20 protein-coding genes are annotated in these 18,580 nt (G+C 48.6%); all 20 read right to left on the bottom strand.

Translation table 11 applies throughout. The annotated features are described in order from the left end of the window. Positions 1–168: 168 nt before the first annotated feature. The 20 genes from proS to cheB all read right to left on the bottom strand — a co-directional run bounded on the left by proS (position 169) and on the right by cheB (position 18,549). Positions 169–1,617, bottom strand: a complete 1,449-nt coding sequence (proS, locus tag H70357_RS20525; RefSeq protein WP_038593433.1) for a proline--tRNA ligase — start codon at positions 1,615–1,617, stop codon at positions 169–171. Between the two features lie 105 nt (positions 1,618–1,722). Further along, positions 1,723–2,997, bottom strand: a complete 1,275-nt coding sequence (gene rseP / locus H70357_RS20530) for an RIP metalloprotease RseP (protein WP_038593436.1) — start codon at positions 2,995–2,997, stop codon at positions 1,723–1,725. A gap of 150 nt (positions 2,998–3,147) precedes the next feature. Then, positions 3,148–4,287, bottom strand: a complete 1,140-nt coding sequence (locus H70357_RS20535) for a 1-deoxy-D-xylulose-5-phosphate reductoisomerase (protein WP_038593438.1) — start codon at positions 4,285–4,287, stop codon at positions 3,148–3,150. A gap of 23 nt (positions 4,288–4,310) precedes the next feature. Further along, complete coding sequence (locus H70357_RS20540; protein WP_038593440.1) at positions 4,311–5,114, bottom strand: phosphatidate cytidylyltransferase; 804 nt, start codon at positions 5,112–5,114, stop codon at positions 4,311–4,313. Positions 5,115–5,135: 21 nt separating this feature from the next. Then, positions 5,136–5,909 (bottom strand): undecaprenyl pyrophosphate synthase, encoded by a 774-nt coding sequence (locus H70357_RS20545; RefSeq protein WP_038593442.1) that lies wholly within the window; start codon positions 5,907–5,909, stop codon positions 5,136–5,138. A gap of 79 nt (positions 5,910–5,988) precedes the next feature. Next, positions 5,989–6,543, bottom strand: coding sequence for a ribosome recycling factor (gene frr / locus H70357_RS20550; protein WP_038593444.1), 555 nt, complete (start codon positions 6,541–6,543; stop codon positions 5,989–5,991). Further along, positions 6,543–7,271, bottom strand: a complete 729-nt coding sequence (gene pyrH / locus H70357_RS20555; protein WP_038593446.1) for a UMP kinase — start codon at positions 7,269–7,271, stop codon at positions 6,543–6,545. Before pyrH ends, frr begins: the two co-directional genes overlap by 1 nt. Positions 7,272–7,379: 108 nt before the next feature. Beyond that, positions 7,380–8,030, bottom strand: coding sequence for a translation elongation factor Ts (tsf, locus tag H70357_RS20560; protein ID WP_038593448.1), 651 nt, complete (start codon positions 8,028–8,030; stop codon positions 7,380–7,382). Between the two features lie 129 nt (positions 8,031–8,159). After that, entirely contained in the window at positions 8,160–8,861 is a 702-nt protein-coding gene (rpsB, locus tag H70357_RS20565) for a 30S ribosomal protein S2 (protein WP_036692565.1), read from the bottom strand. Positions 8,862–9,062: 201 nt separating this feature from the next. After that, the gene (locus tag H70357_RS34450; protein WP_052092156.1) at positions 9,063–9,689 is read right to left on the bottom strand and encodes an endolytic transglycosylase MltG; all 627 of its coding nucleotides are present in this window, start codon (positions 9,687–9,689) and stop codon (positions 9,063–9,065) included. Then, a complete protein-coding gene (locus H70357_RS20575) occupies positions 9,686–10,264 on the bottom strand; it encodes a hypothetical protein (RefSeq protein ID WP_038593451.1) in 579 nt (192 codons plus the stop codon). The genes H70357_RS34450 and H70357_RS20575 overlap by 4 nt, the downstream gene beginning before the upstream one ends. A gap of 37 nt (positions 10,265–10,301) precedes the next feature. Further along, positions 10,302–10,613: a hypothetical protein gene (locus H70357_RS20580; protein WP_038593454.1), complete on the bottom strand. Its 312-nt coding sequence runs from the start codon at positions 10,611–10,613 to the stop codon at positions 10,302–10,304. 117 nt (positions 10,614–10,730) lie between these two features. Further along, positions 10,731–12,134 carry a flagellar assembly protein A gene (locus tag H70357_RS20585; RefSeq protein ID WP_038593457.1) on the bottom strand — a complete coding sequence of 468 codons (1,404 nt, stop codon included), beginning with the start codon at positions 12,132–12,134 and terminating at the stop codon, positions 10,731–10,733. Positions 12,135–12,163: 29 nt separating this feature from the next. Then, positions 12,164–12,952, bottom strand: a complete 789-nt coding sequence (locus H70357_RS20590; protein ID WP_038593460.1) for a FliA/WhiG family RNA polymerase sigma factor — start codon at positions 12,950–12,952, stop codon at positions 12,164–12,166. Between the two features lie 76 nt (positions 12,953–13,028). Continuing rightward, positions 13,029–13,442: a hypothetical protein gene (locus H70357_RS20595; RefSeq protein ID WP_038593463.1), complete on the bottom strand. Its 414-nt coding sequence runs from the start codon at positions 13,440–13,442 to the stop codon at positions 13,029–13,031. A gap of 2 nt (positions 13,443–13,444) precedes the next feature. Then, positions 13,445–13,942 (bottom strand): chemotaxis protein CheD, encoded by a 498-nt coding sequence (locus H70357_RS20600; RefSeq protein WP_038593467.1) that lies wholly within the window; start codon positions 13,940–13,942, stop codon positions 13,445–13,447. Next, the gene (locus H70357_RS20605; protein ID WP_038593470.1) at positions 13,935–14,561 is read right to left on the bottom strand and encodes a chemotaxis protein CheC; all 627 of its coding nucleotides are present in this window, start codon (positions 14,559–14,561) and stop codon (positions 13,935–13,937) included. Before H70357_RS20605 ends, H70357_RS20600 begins: the two co-directional genes overlap by 8 nt. A gap of 3 nt (positions 14,562–14,564) precedes the next feature. Continuing rightward, the gene (locus H70357_RS20610) at positions 14,565–15,026 is read right to left on the bottom strand and encodes a chemotaxis protein CheW (RefSeq protein ID WP_038593472.1); all 462 of its coding nucleotides are present in this window, start codon (positions 15,024–15,026) and stop codon (positions 14,565–14,567) included. 27 nt (positions 15,027–15,053) lie between these two features. Continuing rightward, the gene (locus H70357_RS20615; RefSeq protein ID WP_038593474.1) at positions 15,054–17,111 is read right to left on the bottom strand and encodes a chemotaxis protein CheA; all 2,058 of its coding nucleotides are present in this window, start codon (positions 17,109–17,111) and stop codon (positions 15,054–15,056) included. A 34-nt stretch (positions 17,112–17,145) separates the two neighbouring features. Then, entirely contained in the window at positions 17,146–18,549 is a 1,404-nt protein-coding gene (cheB, locus tag H70357_RS20620) for a protein-glutamate methylesterase/protein-glutamine glutaminase (protein ID WP_038593476.1), read from the bottom strand. Between the last annotated feature and the right edge of the window lie 31 nt (positions 18,550–18,580).

Here is an 18,580-nt window from a genome sequence, read left to right on the forward strand (position 1 = left end):
ATTTGAAAAAACCTAATTTCCAAAACCAAAGAAAACATTAGGAAGCCTTGAGTCCACTATTTTAAAAAGCTCCCGGGAGGTGAAAGCATTGGGTTCTTTCGGCCCGCCGACTCCTCTCCCAGAAGCTACATTCAGATACTGAAGAATTATATAGTATTGAGCAAAGAATTAATACGCCTTGGCAAAAACAACCGTATGCGCAGCGGGCTTGCCGCAGCAAATACAGGTATCCTTCTTCACCGCAGGCTCAAACGGAATATTACGGCTGCCTGCACCCGTTTCTTCCTTGACTTTAGACTCGCATTCTTCAGAACCGCACCAGCCTGCCAAAGCAAAACCACGCTGTTCTTCCATCGAATCCTTCATTTCTGCTAACGTATCCACCGAATAGAAGTGGTCCTCACGGAATTTCAATGCACGTTCAAACATTTCATTGTGTACTTGCTCCAGCATGGCATTAACCTCTGCGACAAGGTTCTCCTGCTGAATGATTTTCTTCTCGCCTGTAATACGAGATACCAGAACACAAACCCCGTTTTCCATATCACGAGGACCTAATTCAAGACGGACTGGCACTCCACGCATTTCGTATTCATTGAATTTCCAGCCTGGAGTAACGTCAGCACGATCGTCCACACGCACACGGATGCCTGCGTCTTTCAGATCCTTGAACAGCTCGTCCGTCCGGCCAATGACAGCTTCACGGGTCTTAGGAGGTCCGATTGGAATCATGATTACCTGTGTTGGAGCGACCTTAGGCGGCAAAGCCAAACCACGGTCATCCCCGTGCACCATAATGAGCGAGCCGATTAAGCGTGTTGTGGATCCCCATGAGGTTGTATGAACATATTCCAGCACATTGTCACGGCTTAAATATTGAATATCAAATGCTGTAGCAAACTTGGTTCCCAGATAATGGGAGGTTGCCGCCTGTACAGCTCGTCCATCCTTCATCATGGCTTCTATAGAATACGTGTCAACCGCCCCGGCAAAACGCTCGGAAGGTGTCTTCTGTCCAGTGATGACCGGAATTGCCAAATAGGTCTCGACAAAATCACGGTAATTCTCAAGCATCCGCATCGTTTCCTCACGGGCCTCAGTTTCATTCTCATGCGCCGTATGGCCTTCCTGCCACAGGAACTCTGTGGTACGGATAAACGGCAGCGTACGCTTCTCCCAGCGGACTACGTTGGCCCATTGGTTGATCAATACCGGAAGATCGCGGTAGGATTGAATCCATTTGGAATACATATGCCCGAACATGGTTTCGGAGGTCGGGCGAACCGCCAGACGTTCCTCCAGCACATCACCGCCAGCTTCCGTAACCCAAGGCAGCTCAGGGTTAAAGCCCTCGATATGATCCTTCTCCTTCTGGAAGAAGCTTTCCGGAATAAAGACCGGGAAATAAGCATTACGGTGGCCCGTTGCCTTAAGGCGGCGGTTCATTTCCTCCTGAATATGCTCCCAAATCTCGTATCCCTCCGGTTTGAAAACAATACAGCCTCGAACCGGAGAGTAATCCATCAGGTCCGCTTTCTTGATTACATCGATATACCAGCGCGAGAAATCCTCGCTCTGTGGGGTGATTTCCGTAACAAACTGCTTATCTTTTGCCATATGATGGAACTCCTCCTAATGCCCTGCAAAGTGTGGCTTTGGTTTCACAACATCGTTCAAGTCCTTTGCGGGGACTGCCAAAGCTCTAATTCATTCAAGTAAAAATCAACCGGTGATTAGCCGCAGGATATCATTATAGGTAACGGCGATCATGACCAGAAACAGCAGGGCAAATCCGACAAAATGGACCATCCCTTCACGGCTTGGATCTACCGGTTTGCCGCGAAGTGCTTCTACACCCAGGAAGACGAGACGGCTTCCGTCAAGTGCAGGGATCGGCAGCAGGTTAAAAATTCCGAGATACAGACTCAGAATAGCCGCCCAATAGGTCAGGTATTGAATGCCTTGCTGAGCGATTTGCCCCGTCATCTTCGCTGTTCCGACCGGACCTGAAATATCATCCATATTAAAATTATTAATCAGTGTTTTAAAACTTACAAAAATCGTTTTGGTCCAATCCACCATGGCAGTTCCTGATTTAGTAATGGTCTCGCCAAAACCGGGCTGCCGTGTAGGCAACTCAGGAGTGATCCCCACTTTGCCGCCTTCTTCGCCCTCCATACTGCGGGGAATCATGGCCACATTAAAGGTTTCATCGCCGCGCTGAAGCGTCCACTGCATCTCTTTACCTTTGGAAGCGGAAGTTAATGAAATCATCTTCTGGTAGTCTCCGCCAATCTGTTCTCCATTAATAGAGACGACAATGTCACCTTTTTGCACTCCGGCTTCCTGAGCCGGCATACCTTCGCTGAGATCTCCAATCTTCACAAAGGTTGGATTCTCAATGACGATACCGGCCATCTGCAGATGTACTGCAAACAGCACAAAAGCAAGCAGAAAGTTCATCACCGGCCCGGCAACAATGGCCAAAGCACGCTGACCTACAGTTTTACTGCCGAATTGACGGTCTTTGGGCGCAATCTGTGTCTGCTGTCCCCGTTTGATCATCATTGCCTGTGGATGAACATCATAAGTGGTTACATCTCCATCGACATCAAGGCGGATCTTCAGCTCGTTCTCAAGGTCGGTATATTGCGCTTCCCCACGGATTACATTTCTGCGGGTATCGAGCGCGTCTAGAAAGATGCTTTTAACTTTGTTATCCTGTCCCAGTCTTACGGCAATCGTCTGCCCTGGACCGATCTCAATAATTTCGGGATCTTCACCGGCCATCCGTGCATAACCGCCAAAAGGCAGCAGGCGAAGCGTGAACTGGGTTTCATTGCGTTTATAAGAAAACAGTTTCGGACCGAAACCGATAGCAAATTCTCTTACAAGGATACCCGCGCGTTTGGCAAAGTAATAATGCCCCCATTCATGCACGGTCACCAAAACAAAGAACATGAACACCGTTAAAAAGACGACTCTTACCATTTCCATGCGTTACATTCCCCCTTAAGGTGTAAGACCGAAGTATGTCCTCTTAATTTATCATTATTCCAAGGCCTTGCACAAGAGAATCAACTGTCCCACCCAATTTTTCAGGGCAAAGCAAATATTTCCATTTTCCTAGTACATAAAGTGATTTATTTAAAGTTTAGCTGCAAGCTCCCGGGTCATCTCATCACAATGCTGAATCTGCTGTAAATCCGGCTGATTGACATTCACCAGGCGCTGGAGCACTTCTTCAATAATCTCTTCAATACGCAGGAAGGGAATCTCATGCCGGAGAAAACGGGCAACTGCAATTTCATTAGCCGCGTTGAAGGCTGTGGTTGCCGTCCCCCCCGCTTTCCCGCATTCAATCGCCAGCTTCAAGGCTGGAAACCGTACAAAATCCATTTCCCGGAAAGTCAGGCGTCCTATTGCGGCAAGAGACAGCCGCGCGGCAGGCGATTCCCAACGTTCCGGATAGGTCAGCGCATATTGGATCGGGACCCGCATATCCGGATTTCCGAGCTGGGCGACAATACTGCTGTCCCGGAATTCTACATAGGAGTGAATGATACTCTCCGGATGCAGCAGGACATTTATCTGCTCATAGGGAAGACCGAACAGCCAATGCGCTTCAATGACCTCAAGTCCTTTGTTAACCATGGTTGCCGAATCAATTGTTATTTTGGCTCCCATACTCCAGTTGGGGTGGCGAAGCGCATCCTCTACGGAAACCTTCTTCAGCTGCTCACGGGTGTAATCACGGAAGGACCCGCCGGAGGCGGTGATGGTAATGCTGGAAACATCCTCGCGGTTCTCACCGTTCAGACATTGAAAAATTGCAGAGTGTTCACTGTCGATGGGCAGCAGCTTAACACCTTTACGGTTGGCAAGCTCGGTAACCAAATGCCCTGCCGTGACAAGCGTTTCCTTATTGGCTAGCCCAATATGCCGTCCGGCTTCGATCGCGGCAAGCGTTGACTGCAAGCCTACGCTGCCCACCACTGCCGTGACAACCGTATCAGCGTCCCCACCCGCAGCAATTTCTATCAATCCTTCACTTCCGTAAAAAAGCTCAATACCGGAGGGCAGCTCCGACCTGATCTGCTCAGCGAGTTCTTTCGTGGACACTGATACTCGGCGAGGCTGAAAGCGGCGGACCTGCTCCAAAAGCAGGGCGGTATTGCTCCCTGCAGCCAAACCATCAACATCAAAAGAGTCCGGATGCATTGCAACTACATCCAGTGTTTGAGTGCCGATCGAGCCGGTAGATCCGAGAACACTTATTTTCTTCATATGTGAACCTTCTTTCCCGTCGTTTAATAGTAAGGCATAAGCATTACGATATGTACGAAAGGAAATACGATAATCCAGCTGTCGCAGCGGTCAAGAATTCCTCCATGACCTGGCAGCAGCGAGCCTGAATCCTTAATACCGTACACCCGTTTATAGGCAGATTGTACAAGATCTCCAAGCTGACCGAGCACAGCGCAGGACAAACCGATAAGCAGCGCGCGTCCGTAAGTCAGCAGATCAGGAACAAATATTGCGAAAACAATGGAAATTACGATAGAGATCAGTACCCCGCCAAGGGCTCCCTCTACCGTTTTATTGGGGCTGATTGCCGGCCAGAGCTTATTTCTCCCAAAGCTTCTCCCTACAAAATAAGCACCTGCATCACTGCCCCAAATGCAGCACAACAAAAGGAAGGTCCAGAAGAGCCCATGACCGTCGCCTGCAGCTCGGGCCACAGCCATATAGGAAAAGCCCATTCCTATGTATACAATCCCTGTGAACAGGAGTGAAGTAATCTTAATATCCTGCTTATTCTTACTGAACACCGTCACCAGCAGGAACAGCAGCAGAAGAAGCCATATGCCTTGTTCCCAGGACAGCCATGGATTCACTCCGAGCAGGCTCCAAGGAATCATGTAGCAGGCTACAGCAGCATAACCAAGTATCGCAGTACCGCCAAACACCCGGACACCTGTCATTTTAACAAATTCATAAAACCCGATGAGCGCCATACCGGCAAGCAAAAGCTGATAAGCCCAGCCGCCCAAAAAACACAATCCCAAAAACACTGCTCCGGCAACAATTCCGGTGATCAATCGCTGCTTCAAAGATTCCCATCTCCCATCAGGCTACTTCAGTCCACCATAACGGCGTGTGCGTCTCTGGTACTCCGCCACAGCCTGCAGCAAATGCGTTTTATCAAACTCCGGCCAGAATACATCTGTAAACCAGAGCTCACTGTAAGCGACCTGCCAGAGCATAAAGTTGCTGAGCCGCATCTCTCCACTGGTCCGGATCAGCAGATCCGGATCCGGCAGTCCGCCTGATAACAGTCGGCTGTCGATCAGCTCCGATGTAATCTCCTCCGGGGACAGCAGGCCTGCTTGGATATCCTGACCCAATCCGCGCATGCAATCCTCGATTTCTTTACGACCTCCGTAATTCAGGGCAAAATTTAATATAAGTCCAGTATTCCCTTGTGTCCGGGCAACGGCTTCTTCCATCGCCTTCCGGGTATGTGTAGGCAAAGCGTCGGTATCACCCATCACGCGCACTTGTACGTTCTTCTCAATCAGCTCGTCCAGTTCAAGGGCCAGGAACTCCACAGGCAAACGCATCAGGAAGTCAACTTCATCCTTAGGACGTTTCCAGTTCTCTGTAGAAAAAGCGTACATGGTCAAAAACTCAACGCCCAGGTCGTTGGCGGCAATTGTTGCACGTTTTACAGCTTTCATTCCATTCTGATGGCCGACAATGCGTGGCAAACCACGCCGTTTAGCCCAGCGTCCATTGCCGTCCATAATTACAGCCACATGCCGGGGAATGTTGTCCGGTGAAATCTCGACTGGCTGTGGCTCCTGCCTGTCTTTACGGCTCAGCCATGCTTGAATCCGTTTGATCATTTCCGTTTCCTCCAAGCTCTTATCAGAAAGAGACAAACCCCACCATAAACGGAGGGGCCCTGAAGTCTCTTGATTGTCATTATACTTCCATAATCTCTTTTTCTTTGGACAAGAGCACCTTATCAACTTCAGCTATGAACTTATCCGTTGATTTCTGAATATCTTCTTGGTGTCCGTGTGATTCATCTTCGGAGATGCCGTTCTTCTCCATTTTCTTGATATCATCGTTGGCATCGCGGCGGATGTTGCGAATGGCTACCTTTGCTTCTTCACCAAACTTTTTGGTGAACTTCACAAGCTCAGTGCGGCGTTCCTCGGTTAACGCAGGAATAGACAAACGGATGATTGTACCGTCATTAGCCGGTGTAAGTCCCAGATCGGACTTCATAATTGCCCGTTCAATGTCGGAAAGCGATGATCTGTCCCAAGGCTGAATCAGCAGCGTCCGTGAATCCGGTGTGCTGATGTTGGCCAGCTGGTTGACAGGGGTAGGTGCACCATAATATTCAACTTGAATGCGATCCAGCAGCGCTGTCGAAGCGCGTCCCGCCCGCAATGAGGCCAAATCGCGTTTCAGCGACAAAATCGCTTTTTCCATACGCTCTTCGGCATTTTTCTTGACCGCTTGTGGCATTAATCTACACTCCCTTTAACAATCGTCCCGATCTTCTCACCGAGAACGACACGTTTGATATTGCCTTGCTCTGTAATAGCAAACACAATGAGCGGTATATTATTATCCATGCACAGAGAGGATGCAGTGGAATCCATGACGCCAAGATTTTTGTTCAGCACGTCCATGTAGGTCAGCTGCTCGTATTTCTCGGCAGTACTGTCTTTGAAAGGATCTGCTGAGTAGACACCGTCCACTTTATTCTTCGCCATCAGGATAACTTCTGCTTCAATCTCAGCTGCTCTGAGAGCTGCCGTCGTATCCGTCGAGAAGAAGGGGTTGCCCGTTCCTGCGGCAAAGATTACCACGCGGCCTTTCTCCAAATGACGAATGGCACGGCGGCGGATGTACGGTTCAGCAATCTGCTGCATCGAAATGGAGGTCTGTACCCGGGTAGGAACATCGATTTGCTCCAATGCATCCTGCAGTGCAAGTGAGTTCATCACTGTTGCCAGCATCCCCATGTAGTCGGCTGTTGCACGGTCTATACCGCTTGCGCTTCCTGCGATTCCGCGCCAGATATTGCCTCCGCCGCAAACAATAGCGACTTGAACTCCAAGCTCAACAACTTCCTTGACCTGCTCTGCGATGGAAATAATCGTCTCGGCATCAATGCCATATCCGTTTTGTCCTGATAGTGACTCACCGCTTACCTTAAGGACTACTCTTTTAAATACCGGCTGTTCCAAATGTATACCCTCACTTTCTTACAAAAGACGGAACACGATTGTGCCTGTGTTCCGTTCATTTGATGCTTGCATTATTCAGTTCAATGAAGTTGTAATCAGTCTTGCTTCTTATTGATTAACTTGCGCCATTACTTCTTCAACAAAGTTGTCGACTTTCTTTTCCAGACCTTCGCCCAGTTCAAAACGAACAAAACGACGGATGGAGATATTTTCGCCAATGGTGCTGATTTTTTCGTTCAGCAGCTGGGAAATGGTTTTGTCCGGATCTTTAACGAAGGGTTGCTCAAGCAAACAATATTCTTCGTAGAACTTGCTGATACGGCCTTCAACCATTTTTTCAACGATTTTCTCAGGCTTGCCTTCATTAAGCGCTTGTGCCTTCAGAATTTCTTTTTCTTTCTCTACAGCTTCTGCCGGAACTTCTTCACGACGAACATACAGCGGGTTAGCTGCAGCAATTTGCATTGCGATATCGCGTGCAAATTCTTTGAAGGAATCCGTTTTACCTACGAAGTCAGTTTCGCAGTTGATTTCTACAAGTACGCCAATACGTCCGCCAGCGTGGATGTAAGATTCTACAGTACCTTCAGTAGCAATACGTCCAGCTTTGTTAGCTGCTGCGGAAAGACCTTTTTCGCGAAGCAATTCAGCGGCTTTGGTGATATCATTGTTAGCTTCTTCAAGCGCCTTTTTGCAATCCAGCATCCCTGCGCCTGTTCTTTCACGAAGTTCCTTTACTGCTTTTGCATCTACTGCCATTGTTATTCCCTCCAGATAATTGTCGTTTTATACCATTTTGGTCCATTATCCTAAAAAAAGGGCAGTGAGAGGTTATCCACCTGCCAACCACCCTTTTCATTTAAGTTCTTGTTTGATTCCGGCTACTATTTAAGCAGTAGTTGTGTCTTCACCCTGGTGAGCTTCGACAACGGCATCAGCCATTTTACCAGTAAGCAATTTCACGGCGCGGATTGCGTCGTCGTTGCCCGGGATAACATAGTCGATTTCGTCCGGATCACAGTTAGTATCAACGATAGCCACGATAGGAATACCCAATTTACGAGCTTCCGCAACAGCGATGCGCTCTTTACGCGGGTCAATGATGAACAGCGCGCTTGGCAGACCTTTCATGTTCTTGATACCGCCCAGGAATTTTTCAAGACGATCTTTCTCTTTGCGGAGAAGGATTACTTCTTTCTTAGGCAGAACTGCGAAGGTACCGTCTTCTTCCCAAGCTTCCAGTTTCTTCAGGCGATCAATACGCTTCTGAATAGTTTGGAAGTTAGTCAGGGTACCACCCAGCCAACGTTGGTTAATGAAGAACATACCCGAACGTTCAGCTTCTTCTTTTACGGAATCTTGAGCTTGTTTCTTTGTTCCTACGAATAGGATTGTGCCGTTGTCGCCAGCGACGCTTTTTACAAAGTTGTAAGCTTCCTCTACCTTTTTAACCGTTTTTTGCAGGTCAATAATGTAAATTCCGTTTCTTTCAGTGAAGATATAACGATCCATCTTTGGATTCCAACGACGAGTCTGATGACCGAAGTGTACCCCAGCTTCGAGAAGCTGCTTCATGGAAATTACTGCCATCTTCACACACCTCCTAGTTTTGGTTTATTGTGTGTCTCCTCCGCCGCGTGTCATTTTTCTACAAGACTTCCTTCAGAAGAAAGCACCCCTTGTCGAAATCAACCGGCGTGTGTTTTAACACCGTCAATTACTATACCATAATAAAATAATGTATGCAACGATTCATGAAAAGTTTTGTGAATTTCAAAGTTCTAAGATAAATTATTTCACTGTAATCAGCTTGTCAATGATAACATTATTGCTCTCGCCTTTAGTAAAGCTGTACCGTCCATATTGAATTTTCGTATTGGCTTTACGGCTTACTGCCGTCTGAAGAAACTTATTCTTATCCGTAATTACACCTGCTTTGACCAGCAAATCGGCAGTTTCCGTAAGTGTGCTGCCGGTAGGAATTGTAACAGATATCGAGCCGTTTACGGCAACCTCCGGAGTAGCTGGCGCAACTGGGGCACTGGATGGTTTCTTCTCGCTTGCAGGCTTTGACGGGGTAGCTGGTTCAGAAGGAGCAGCGGCAGCGCTTGGCTCCACCGCTGCTTGCGGCGTAGAAGCAGGCGAAGCTGGAGCGGCGGGGTCAGTTGCTGACGGAACAACCGCAGCTGTCCCCTCTTTCCCTGATCCTTCTGTTCCCTCTCCTGTCTCGCCTGTATTACTAGTGGCAGTAGGTGTTGCACTCGGATCGGTTACGGTAAGGTTCAGCTTCGCAGCTTCCTTAATTAGCTTCTCCTTGGACAAGGGAGCGGCTCCCCCGGTGATCATCACTTGCAGCAGCAATGCTCCTGCAATCAGGCCTGTACCTAGTCCGAACATGAAGGAACGATTCTTGATCATACCGTTTCCTCCTGCTTGGCCAGCTGCAGAATCAGTTGAACCTCTCCACGCTGAAGTCCTGCTGTCTTAGCGATAGCGTCAATAGACTTTCCTTGCTCATGCAGCTCGAACAATCGCGGATAACGCAATTTGATCGAGTTGACCGGCTTTGGTTTCGGCTCAGGCTGTTCTGCAGCGTGCTCTGTTGAAGGCGGTCTCACAGCTTCTGAAGCGCGGCTGGCTGAAGATTCCTTGGCAAATGAAGCTGTTAGCTGCAGCAGGCCCTTTTCTTCAGCCGTCAGACGCGTTTCAAGCAGCATTGACTTCTTTTGCAGATCGGCAACTTGCTCCCGAAGTGAATCGATCTCCTCCTGCATTGCTGTTCTGTTGTTCTGGGATTGCTGTTTGATGCTGCTGACAAGCTGCAGCATTTTATCATTTTCCCGCTCGATGTCCGCCATATATAGTTCAAGCGCCGCTTCTGTTTCCTTTAGACTCTGCTTATCGGCTGAGTCTTCTTTTGCACGCGCCGGCAGTCTCAGGGCATAAACGATAGCGACAGCGCCTACCAGCACGATATATACCCATGGTTGCAAGTGCCCTATCTCCTTTTACATATCAAATTATATCCTCTCAGAGACTGAGATCGATCCGTCGGCCCTTATAGGGATGTTCAGCGTCGTGAGACGTCTGCTGTTTCTCTTGTTGATGGGAAGAGGACTGACTTCCCGCATGATTTCCCTGGCTATCATCATTGCGCAGCGCAGATTCCGCAGATTCGTCAACCTCAGTGCTGCGATGGGCCAGCTCCGAGCTCTGCTTGACATTCTGTCCTGCGAGCTGCTGCTGATCTACAGCAGGACGATGCTGCAGCCCATGCTGGACTTTGCCCGCGTCAGTTGTCCGGGGCAGGGCAATCTGCAATTCCACCGGTTTCAGACTCATAGCAACCCTCTTCTCATAAGTAGAAACGGACGGGCCGTCCCAAGATTCGCAAATCCTTCCAGAGCCTGCTGTATTTAGACATCAAGGATGGCCGGCCGCCTGTCGCTGCCCGCCTGATTAAACGTACGGCGCCAAAGTGATATCGCCTTCACTATAAATAAAGACAACCCGTTCCGTAGGATCCTTGACAAATCGTGTATATCTGCCAATTACGATTTTAGAACCTCCGTAGATGGTCTTAACTACTTCCACCCTGGCTCTAACTGTATCCTCGAGCATTCTTTCAATTTCCAGTACACGCTCTTTAATGCGCTTCTCTTCACGCATATGCGATTGTTTGGTGGCGTTCAGTTTGACTCGCAAAGCAACCTTATCAGGAGCAAGCTGACCATTGTTCGCCAATTGATTCAGCAGGTACAGCGCTTTGTTGGTTTTATCCTCATTTTCAAGCAGCTGCCGCAGCTCCAGGCGCAGATCGTTAATCTCATTTCGGAGTTCTGGTACAACGCCAACCTCAATGGCAGTCGCCGTAGACATCGTATTTCCGATGGTTCTTGCTACAACTCTTTCACCGGCTTGTACAACTCCACCTACTATAAGTCCCTTTGAACCATTGCAAAGCACATCCCGGCCTGCCCGGATATTAGAGTGCATAATACTTTGGGAAACGATAACATCCTCCCCGGCGACGACATTTCCATCCTGGATGAACGATACTTTTACATTTTTGCCTGCACTGACGAGTCCCTTGTTATACCCGATAATTCCGCCGGCAATCTCGATCGATCCCCCGGAGATCAGTTCAGCACCTTCCACTCCGCCAACCACACGGATATCTCCGGCAGATTTAACCGTAAACCCGGTCAAGACATTGCCGCGAATAACAACTGTCCCTACAAAATCAATATTTCCCGTACTGTAATCAACATCACCGTTGACTTCATAAACCGGGAAAACATTGACCTTGCCCTTCTCCGTCAGAGTAACGAGTCCGTCCATCGCGGCATACATCGAAGTTTCATCTTGATCGATCAGAACATTTTTGCCGACTTTAAAGTGGGCATCTTTTCCCGCTCGATACGGAATTTCCTCACCGGTAACCGTATTGCCGCTTTTGCCGGGCATCGGCGGAATTTTTCTGGCAATCAACTGGCCTTTCTTAACATTGTGAAGACGGACCAGGTCCTTATAATCGACCTTGCCATCAGCTTTTTCGAGCGGTTTGCGGTCCTCCTCCATATCAATAGTAAGGACCACCCGCCCATCCGTACCATTCTCCGCGGGATCACCAATCGCAATTGGCACTCTGTTGAAGAAATACTCTTCTGGATTACTGCTGATTCGCTGTACAATATCCCGCTGAATACCGTAACGAATATTGTGACTGTTTAGGAAGCTTTCGAGATCTTCACTCGAACAGGAGAAGTTTTCATCCTTCTTGGAAAATTGGAGGTACGCAATCCCTTTATCCTCCGAAAACGTGATACTCACGTACTGGTTCAAAGCATAATTACCGATCAATTTTGCTCCCCCTTGTCACCGTCGCCCGGTTAATCGTTTTGCATGAGAAGATCGCGATTTTTCTCAAGTGTTCCTCTCAGCCGCAAAATAGCTTTTGAATGAAGCTGCGAAATCCGTGAAGGCGACAGTGACATCACCTCGGCGATCTCGCTTAATGATAAATCTTCATAATATAAAAGGGACACAACGGTCCTTTCTTTCACCGTTAGTTTCTCGATGCCTTTAGTGAGCGTATCGCGCAAATAAAACTCATTTACTTTGCGATCCGGATTTTTGGCTTTATCATCCACCAGGATGGACAAGCGTGTCTCTGATTCTTCCTCGCGAATAGGATCCTCTAGTGAACAGAGCGACATTACTGCTACGTCCTGCAGCATATTCTGAAACTCCGTCTCCGTAACATTCAGATATTCGCTCATTTCCTCGTCACTGACTGATCTTAGGTATTTCTGCTCCAGCTGCTGGTAAGCATCTTCGATTTTTTTGGCTTTCTCCCTCACGGACCTGGGAACCCAGTCGCTCTGGCGCAATGAATCAAGAATCGCTCCACGCACACGCCAGGAAGCATAAGTCTGAAACTGGAGTCCCCGCTTATAGTCGAATTTCTCGATGGCATCAATCAAACCCATGACACCGTTGCTGGCCAAATCATCTTTAGATACATTTTTGGGTAATCCGACTGCCAAGCGGCTGGACACGTAATCTACAATATGGAGGTAATTCTCAATCAGCTTTTTTTTGGCTTCGGGATTACCTTGCTCTTTCCACTGTTCCCAGAGCCCGTCAGTTTCCGATTGAGAAGCTTTATGCTCGTTCAACGGCTTTCACCCTTCCCAAAGTTTAGTCAGCGGGCATAACACGGAACAGGTGAGCCACTTCCGCAATAGCACACGCTTATTCTTCTTTCAGGTGACGAACGGCCTTGGCCAATTCTTCAGGATCTTTCATAGAGACCAGTTTAGGCGGCTGCAGCGGTGTAAAACCTTCACTGCTTCCGCTTTCTTCGGCCGGCTTCGGTTTCAGCAGGTTTATTAATTCTTCATCCTCATCCGGAGTAATGACATCGAAATTGCCACCCAGCGCCTCATTGCCCTCTAAGTTTGTCTCAGCATCTTCTGGTTCTACAGACTGTCCAGCAATAAAACCCAATACCCAACTTAAGAGGAATGCAAGCACAAACCAAATAATAAATCCAAAACTGGCCCGAATTAAACTTGTTCCAAGTAAATTATGCCCATAGTTCACAAAAAAGGTAAACAAAAATCCTATCGCTCCGACGATGATGTTCACTACTATTTTTCTGCTCATGGTTATATTTCCCTAGTGCCTTTTTGCACGCTGCGGATATAGAGTATACCGGTACTGCAGGAAATTTCAATGGTGCGGCCAAAATTGCCTCCCGTGTCCTCGGCAATCAAAGGGATCTTTAGCGCCTCCAAAGCAAGCTTACAGGATTCCACATTACGAGGCCCGATCCTCATGGTGTCATTCCCCCCGGCAAAGGCAAACATTTGAGAGCCTCCGGCCATCTTGGCCACGATCCGGCTGCGCATTGCTCCAAGTGCAAGCAAGCGGTTCAGAAGCTCCGGCACTGCGGTATCTGCAAATTTGGCAATGTTCATTTGTCCCTCACGTGCGATATCCGACGAAGGCAGCATCACATGCGCCATCCCCGCCAGCTTCTTCCCAGGATCAAACAATGTAAGCCCCACGCAGGAACCAAGACCTGTTGTACGCACAAGGCTGTCTTGGCTTCCTACATTAAGATCTGCCATACCTACTTTAATAATGCTTTGTTCTTCAATCATTATCAAACGGTACTCCTAATGATTTAAAAATCTTCGGGAATGATTCTGGATCAGGAATAAGAAAGAACTGTCCTTCAATTTCGTCCTTGCCTTCCAGGAAAGTCGTGTCGATCAGCAAAGCATCATCGCCCATCTGACCAAACTGCAGCAGACCGTAGCCCAGAATGGCCCCGGCCATGTCCATGGCCAGTGCAGGCACTGTAGGGTACATGGAAAGCGAGGTGAAGTCGGCAAGGGAAGAAAGGTAAGACCCGGCAAGAATGTTACCAATTTCATTCAAAGCCGAAAGCTCCATTTCACCCAGCTCCTGCTCGGGAGAAATCTCAATACCGGCAACCCGGTTAAGCAGGCTTATAGCCGCTTCCGGAGTAAGAATGAAAAAGAGATTGCCCGGTGCTTCACCCTCGACCCGCAGGAAAACCGCATATACCAGTTCTTCTGCTCCTCCGACCTTTTCAGTGATTTCTTCAAAGCTCAGCAGCTGCACTTTCGGAACAGCCATGTCGATCGGCTTGCCAAGAAGCTGAGATAACGCGGTGGCGGCGTTACCAGCTCCAATGTTACCCACTTCCTTAAGGACATCCATTTTAAAATCCTTGAAGTTTTTGAAAAGCTCCATATGTTAGCCCTCTAGGCTTTCCAATTGCACGATTTCGCCCTTGTTCAGCACCTCGTTCAAATTGAGCATGATCAGCAAACGTTCTTCTCCAATTTTGGCCACCCCGTCCAGATACTTCGCTCTGATGCCCCCCACAACCTCCGGTGGTGTATCGATGGAATCGCGGTTCAAGTCAATAACATCATTGGCCGAGTCCACAATAAAACCAACTTCCATTGCATTTACATTGACGATAATGATACGGGTCTGGTCAGTATGATCAGCTTCCTCAATTCCGAAACGGCCCCGCAAATCAATTACCGGAATAACCACTCCGCGCAAATTGATAACTCCCTTAATAAAGGAGTAGGTCTTCGGCACACGGGTAATTGGCATCATGCGTTCAATAGTTTGGACTTTCTCCACTTCAATGCCGTACTCTTCAGAGCCTAGTTTAAACACGATTACTTTGATATCTTCAGCCATGGAATGAACCTCCCTGTTCTAACCTGATTATTTAATAAAAGCATTCGGATCAATAATAAGTGCGACCTGACCGTCACCAAGTATGGTCGCCCCGGAGATGCCTTGAACCTCAGGCAGATACTTGCCAAGATTCTTGATGACGATTTCGTTCTGCCCAATAAAATCCTGAACGGCCAGGGCTACGAGGCGTTCCCCTTTGCGGACTACTACTATTTCCGTTTCCTCTTCAGTACTTTCATCAAAATCAGGCACCGAGAAGAATTTGCTCAGTGAAAGCAGAGGGATATGACCGTTACGGAATTCAATCATTTTGTTGCTATGAATCGTGCGGATCTGAGTTTTCTTCACAATCCCAGTCTCCACGATGGAAGAAAGCGGAATGGCATATTTCTCGGAACCAAGCCGCACCAGCATGGCCGCGATAATCGATAAGGTTAGTGGAAGCTGTACTGAAAAGTTAGTTCCTTTGCCGAAGGTGGAATAAACAACCACGTTGCCGCCAAGAGAAGTAATCTTGGATTTCACGACATCGAGTCCGACTCCGCGCCCCGATACGTCAGAGATAACCTCTGCGGTACTGAAGCCCGGTGAGAACAAAAGTTGAATGGCTTCATCATCCGAATAGCCAGCAGCCTGATCCTGAGTAAGAATTCCCTTCTTAACAGCGGATTTCAGGATTTTCTGGGGATTTATTCCGGCTCCGTCCTCCTCAATTTCGATAAAGACGTGATTGCCGCTATGGAAAGCTCGCAGATTTATCGTACCCGTCTCCGGTTTGCCGGCAGCAATACGCTCCTGTACGCCTTCAACCCCATGGTCAACGGCATTACGGAGCAAATGCACCAGCGGATCACCGATCTCATCAATAACAGTACGGTCAAGCTCTGTTTCAGCACCAGTAACGATCAGATCGATTTTTTTGTCCAGAGATTTGGCAAGGTCACGAACCATACGGGGGAAACGGTTAAATACAGTGTCGACCGGTACCATGCGCAGCTTCATGACAATGTTCTGCAAATCGCCGCTGACCCGTCCCATATGTTCAACAGTCTCAGTAAGGTCACTATTCTGCACTTCTGTAGCCAGCTGTTCCAGACGGACACGGTCGATCAGCAGTTCACTAAACAAGTTCATCAGCACATCCAGGCGTTCGATATCTACGCGGATCGTCCGGGAAGGCGCTGCAACTGTTTTGGCAGCTGCCGCTTTGATTGCTTCTTCTCTGACCGGTGCTGCAGCCGGTGCCGCTTCGGGAGCAGCCGCCTCTTGAACCGGTGCTTCCACAGTAGCGGCAGCCATATCCTGCACCATCTGTTCCAGTGTCTCTTGATCAAGGGCTAAAGCCGTAACCTTATCAATTTCCGATAAGTTTAGGATCATGGATTGAATTTCACTTGCGTCCTTTTGGGTTATGTAATAGAGGGAAAAGCCGTAATCGAATTTTTCCTGCTCTATATCCTGAACCGAAGGGAAGGATTTGACCACCTCTCCTGAACGTTCCAGAAGATCGAAAACCATATATGCCCGCACCGCTTTAAGCTGACAATCCTGACGGATCGCTACGTCCACATAAAGCACCTGATGGCCTTCCTGCAGCGACTGCTGCAGAACCGAGTATTGGAATTCATCTAAAAACACCGGAGCGTCTCCAGTCTTTTGAGCTGCAGCTGTAACCTCGGCAGCGGCACCGGCTGCAGTAGGAACTTCACCTCGAACAATGGCCTGAAGAGAAGTCACAATTGCCGAGACATCTGCCTTACCTTCGCCCCCAGCCGTAATATCCTCAACCATTGATTCCAGGGCATCCAGACTTTTGAACAGTGTGTCAAAAATGAAATCCTGCATCCGCAGCTTGTTATTGCGCACTAAATCCAGAACATTTTCCATCTGGTGGGTAAGAGAAGCCAAATCCTCAAAACCCATCGTAGCCGCCATACCTTTTAAGGTGTGCGCAGAGCGGAATATTACCTGTACAATACTCAGATCATCAGGATTTGCTTCCAACCCCATCATACTTTCGTTCAATGATTGCAGATGATCATTTGACTCATCAATAAACATGGATAAATATTGGTTCATGTCCACTAACGAGCACCTCCCCTTCAAGTTCGCTTTTCCATTATTTAACGGCTTGCACCAGCCTTGGAGCAATTTCATGCAAAGGCAGGATATGTTTAACGCAATTCAATTCCACCGCAGATCGCGGCATTCCATATACAACGCAGGTTTCTTCACTTTCAGCGAAGGTTGAGGTTACACCCGAATCATATAGGGACTTCATCATTCTGGCACCATCGCTGCCCATACCCGTCATAATCACCGCATGCCTTTCCAGCGTGGTAAGCGGCAATAGTGATTCGAACATCATGTCCACGGATGGACGATGCCCATTACGGGCATCCTCACTCGTAAGCTCAATCGCATATTGTCCGCCTGCTGCTGGAACAACCTTCAGATGATAACCTCCGGGAGCGATATAAGCCGCTCCTTGGCGAAGGATCATGCCATGCTCCGCTTCTGCAACCTCAAGCGGGCTGAAGGTATTAAGCCGCTGGGCCAAGGATTTGGTGAAATTGGGCGGCATATGCTGGACAATGACTATCGGTGCCGGAAATTCAGCCGGGATGTTCTCCAAAAACGCCTTGAGCGCACGCGGCCCGCCTGTAGAGCAGCCTACAGCAACAAGCTTGCGCAGCCCTTTAGTACTGGCGGACTTCCGGTCAGCCGAAGCTGCAGGAGGTTCGGCGAACGTACCGGGGACCCCAGCCAGTTGCGGACGTACATCAGGTGTAACTGGAGTAGAGTTCGCTTTGGAGCGGTTTTTTGCTTTTTCAGATGATGCCGGGGTTACCGGAGCTGCAGTAGGCTTGACAGGATTTCGCGGGAATCCGCTATTCCCTGGCTGCTTATCAAGCAAATTCTTGCCCGTTTCCTTAGGGGACGCGGTCTTTGCCTCCGGCTTCAGCTTGTCTCGTGCTGATGTGCCGGGAACTTCCGCAGCTTTTGCTTTCTTGGGAAGTTCCTGCTTGCGTACAGGAGGATCCGCAAGAGGTTTTGGAGTAACCGCAGCTGGCGGCTTGTCCTCACTCTTGGAGGCGGATGCTCGAGCTTCACGCTGCTCACGGGCCATCATCGCTTCTTTCATTTGCTCCCGGAGAGATTCTCCTACAGCAATAATATCCTGGGAGTTGGAAATGGATGGCTTGCGTATGAAATCAAATGCTCCTGACTCCAGCGCCATAATCGTTTCCTTCATGCCCTGCTCGTTGATTCCTGAGAGCATGATCACCGGCAGCGGACGCTGGGCCATTATTATTTTCAGCGCCTCCAGGCCGTTCATTTCCGGCATCTCCACATCCATCGTTACCAGATCCGGAGAAAGCTGATTCACTTTCTCAATAGCTTCACGGCCGTTTGAAGCCGTAGCGGTGACCTGGAAGTTCGCGTCATTTTCAATTAAATCGGAAATGATCTTGCGCATAAATGCAGAATCATCAACAACCAAAACTTTATATGGCTTCATATCATTTCCACCTCTGCTCCTCTAATTCAGA

Source organism: Paenibacillus sp. FSL H7-0357 (assembly GCF_000758525.1).
GTDB lineage: Bacteria > Bacillota > Bacilli > Paenibacillales > Paenibacillaceae > Paenibacillus_AQ.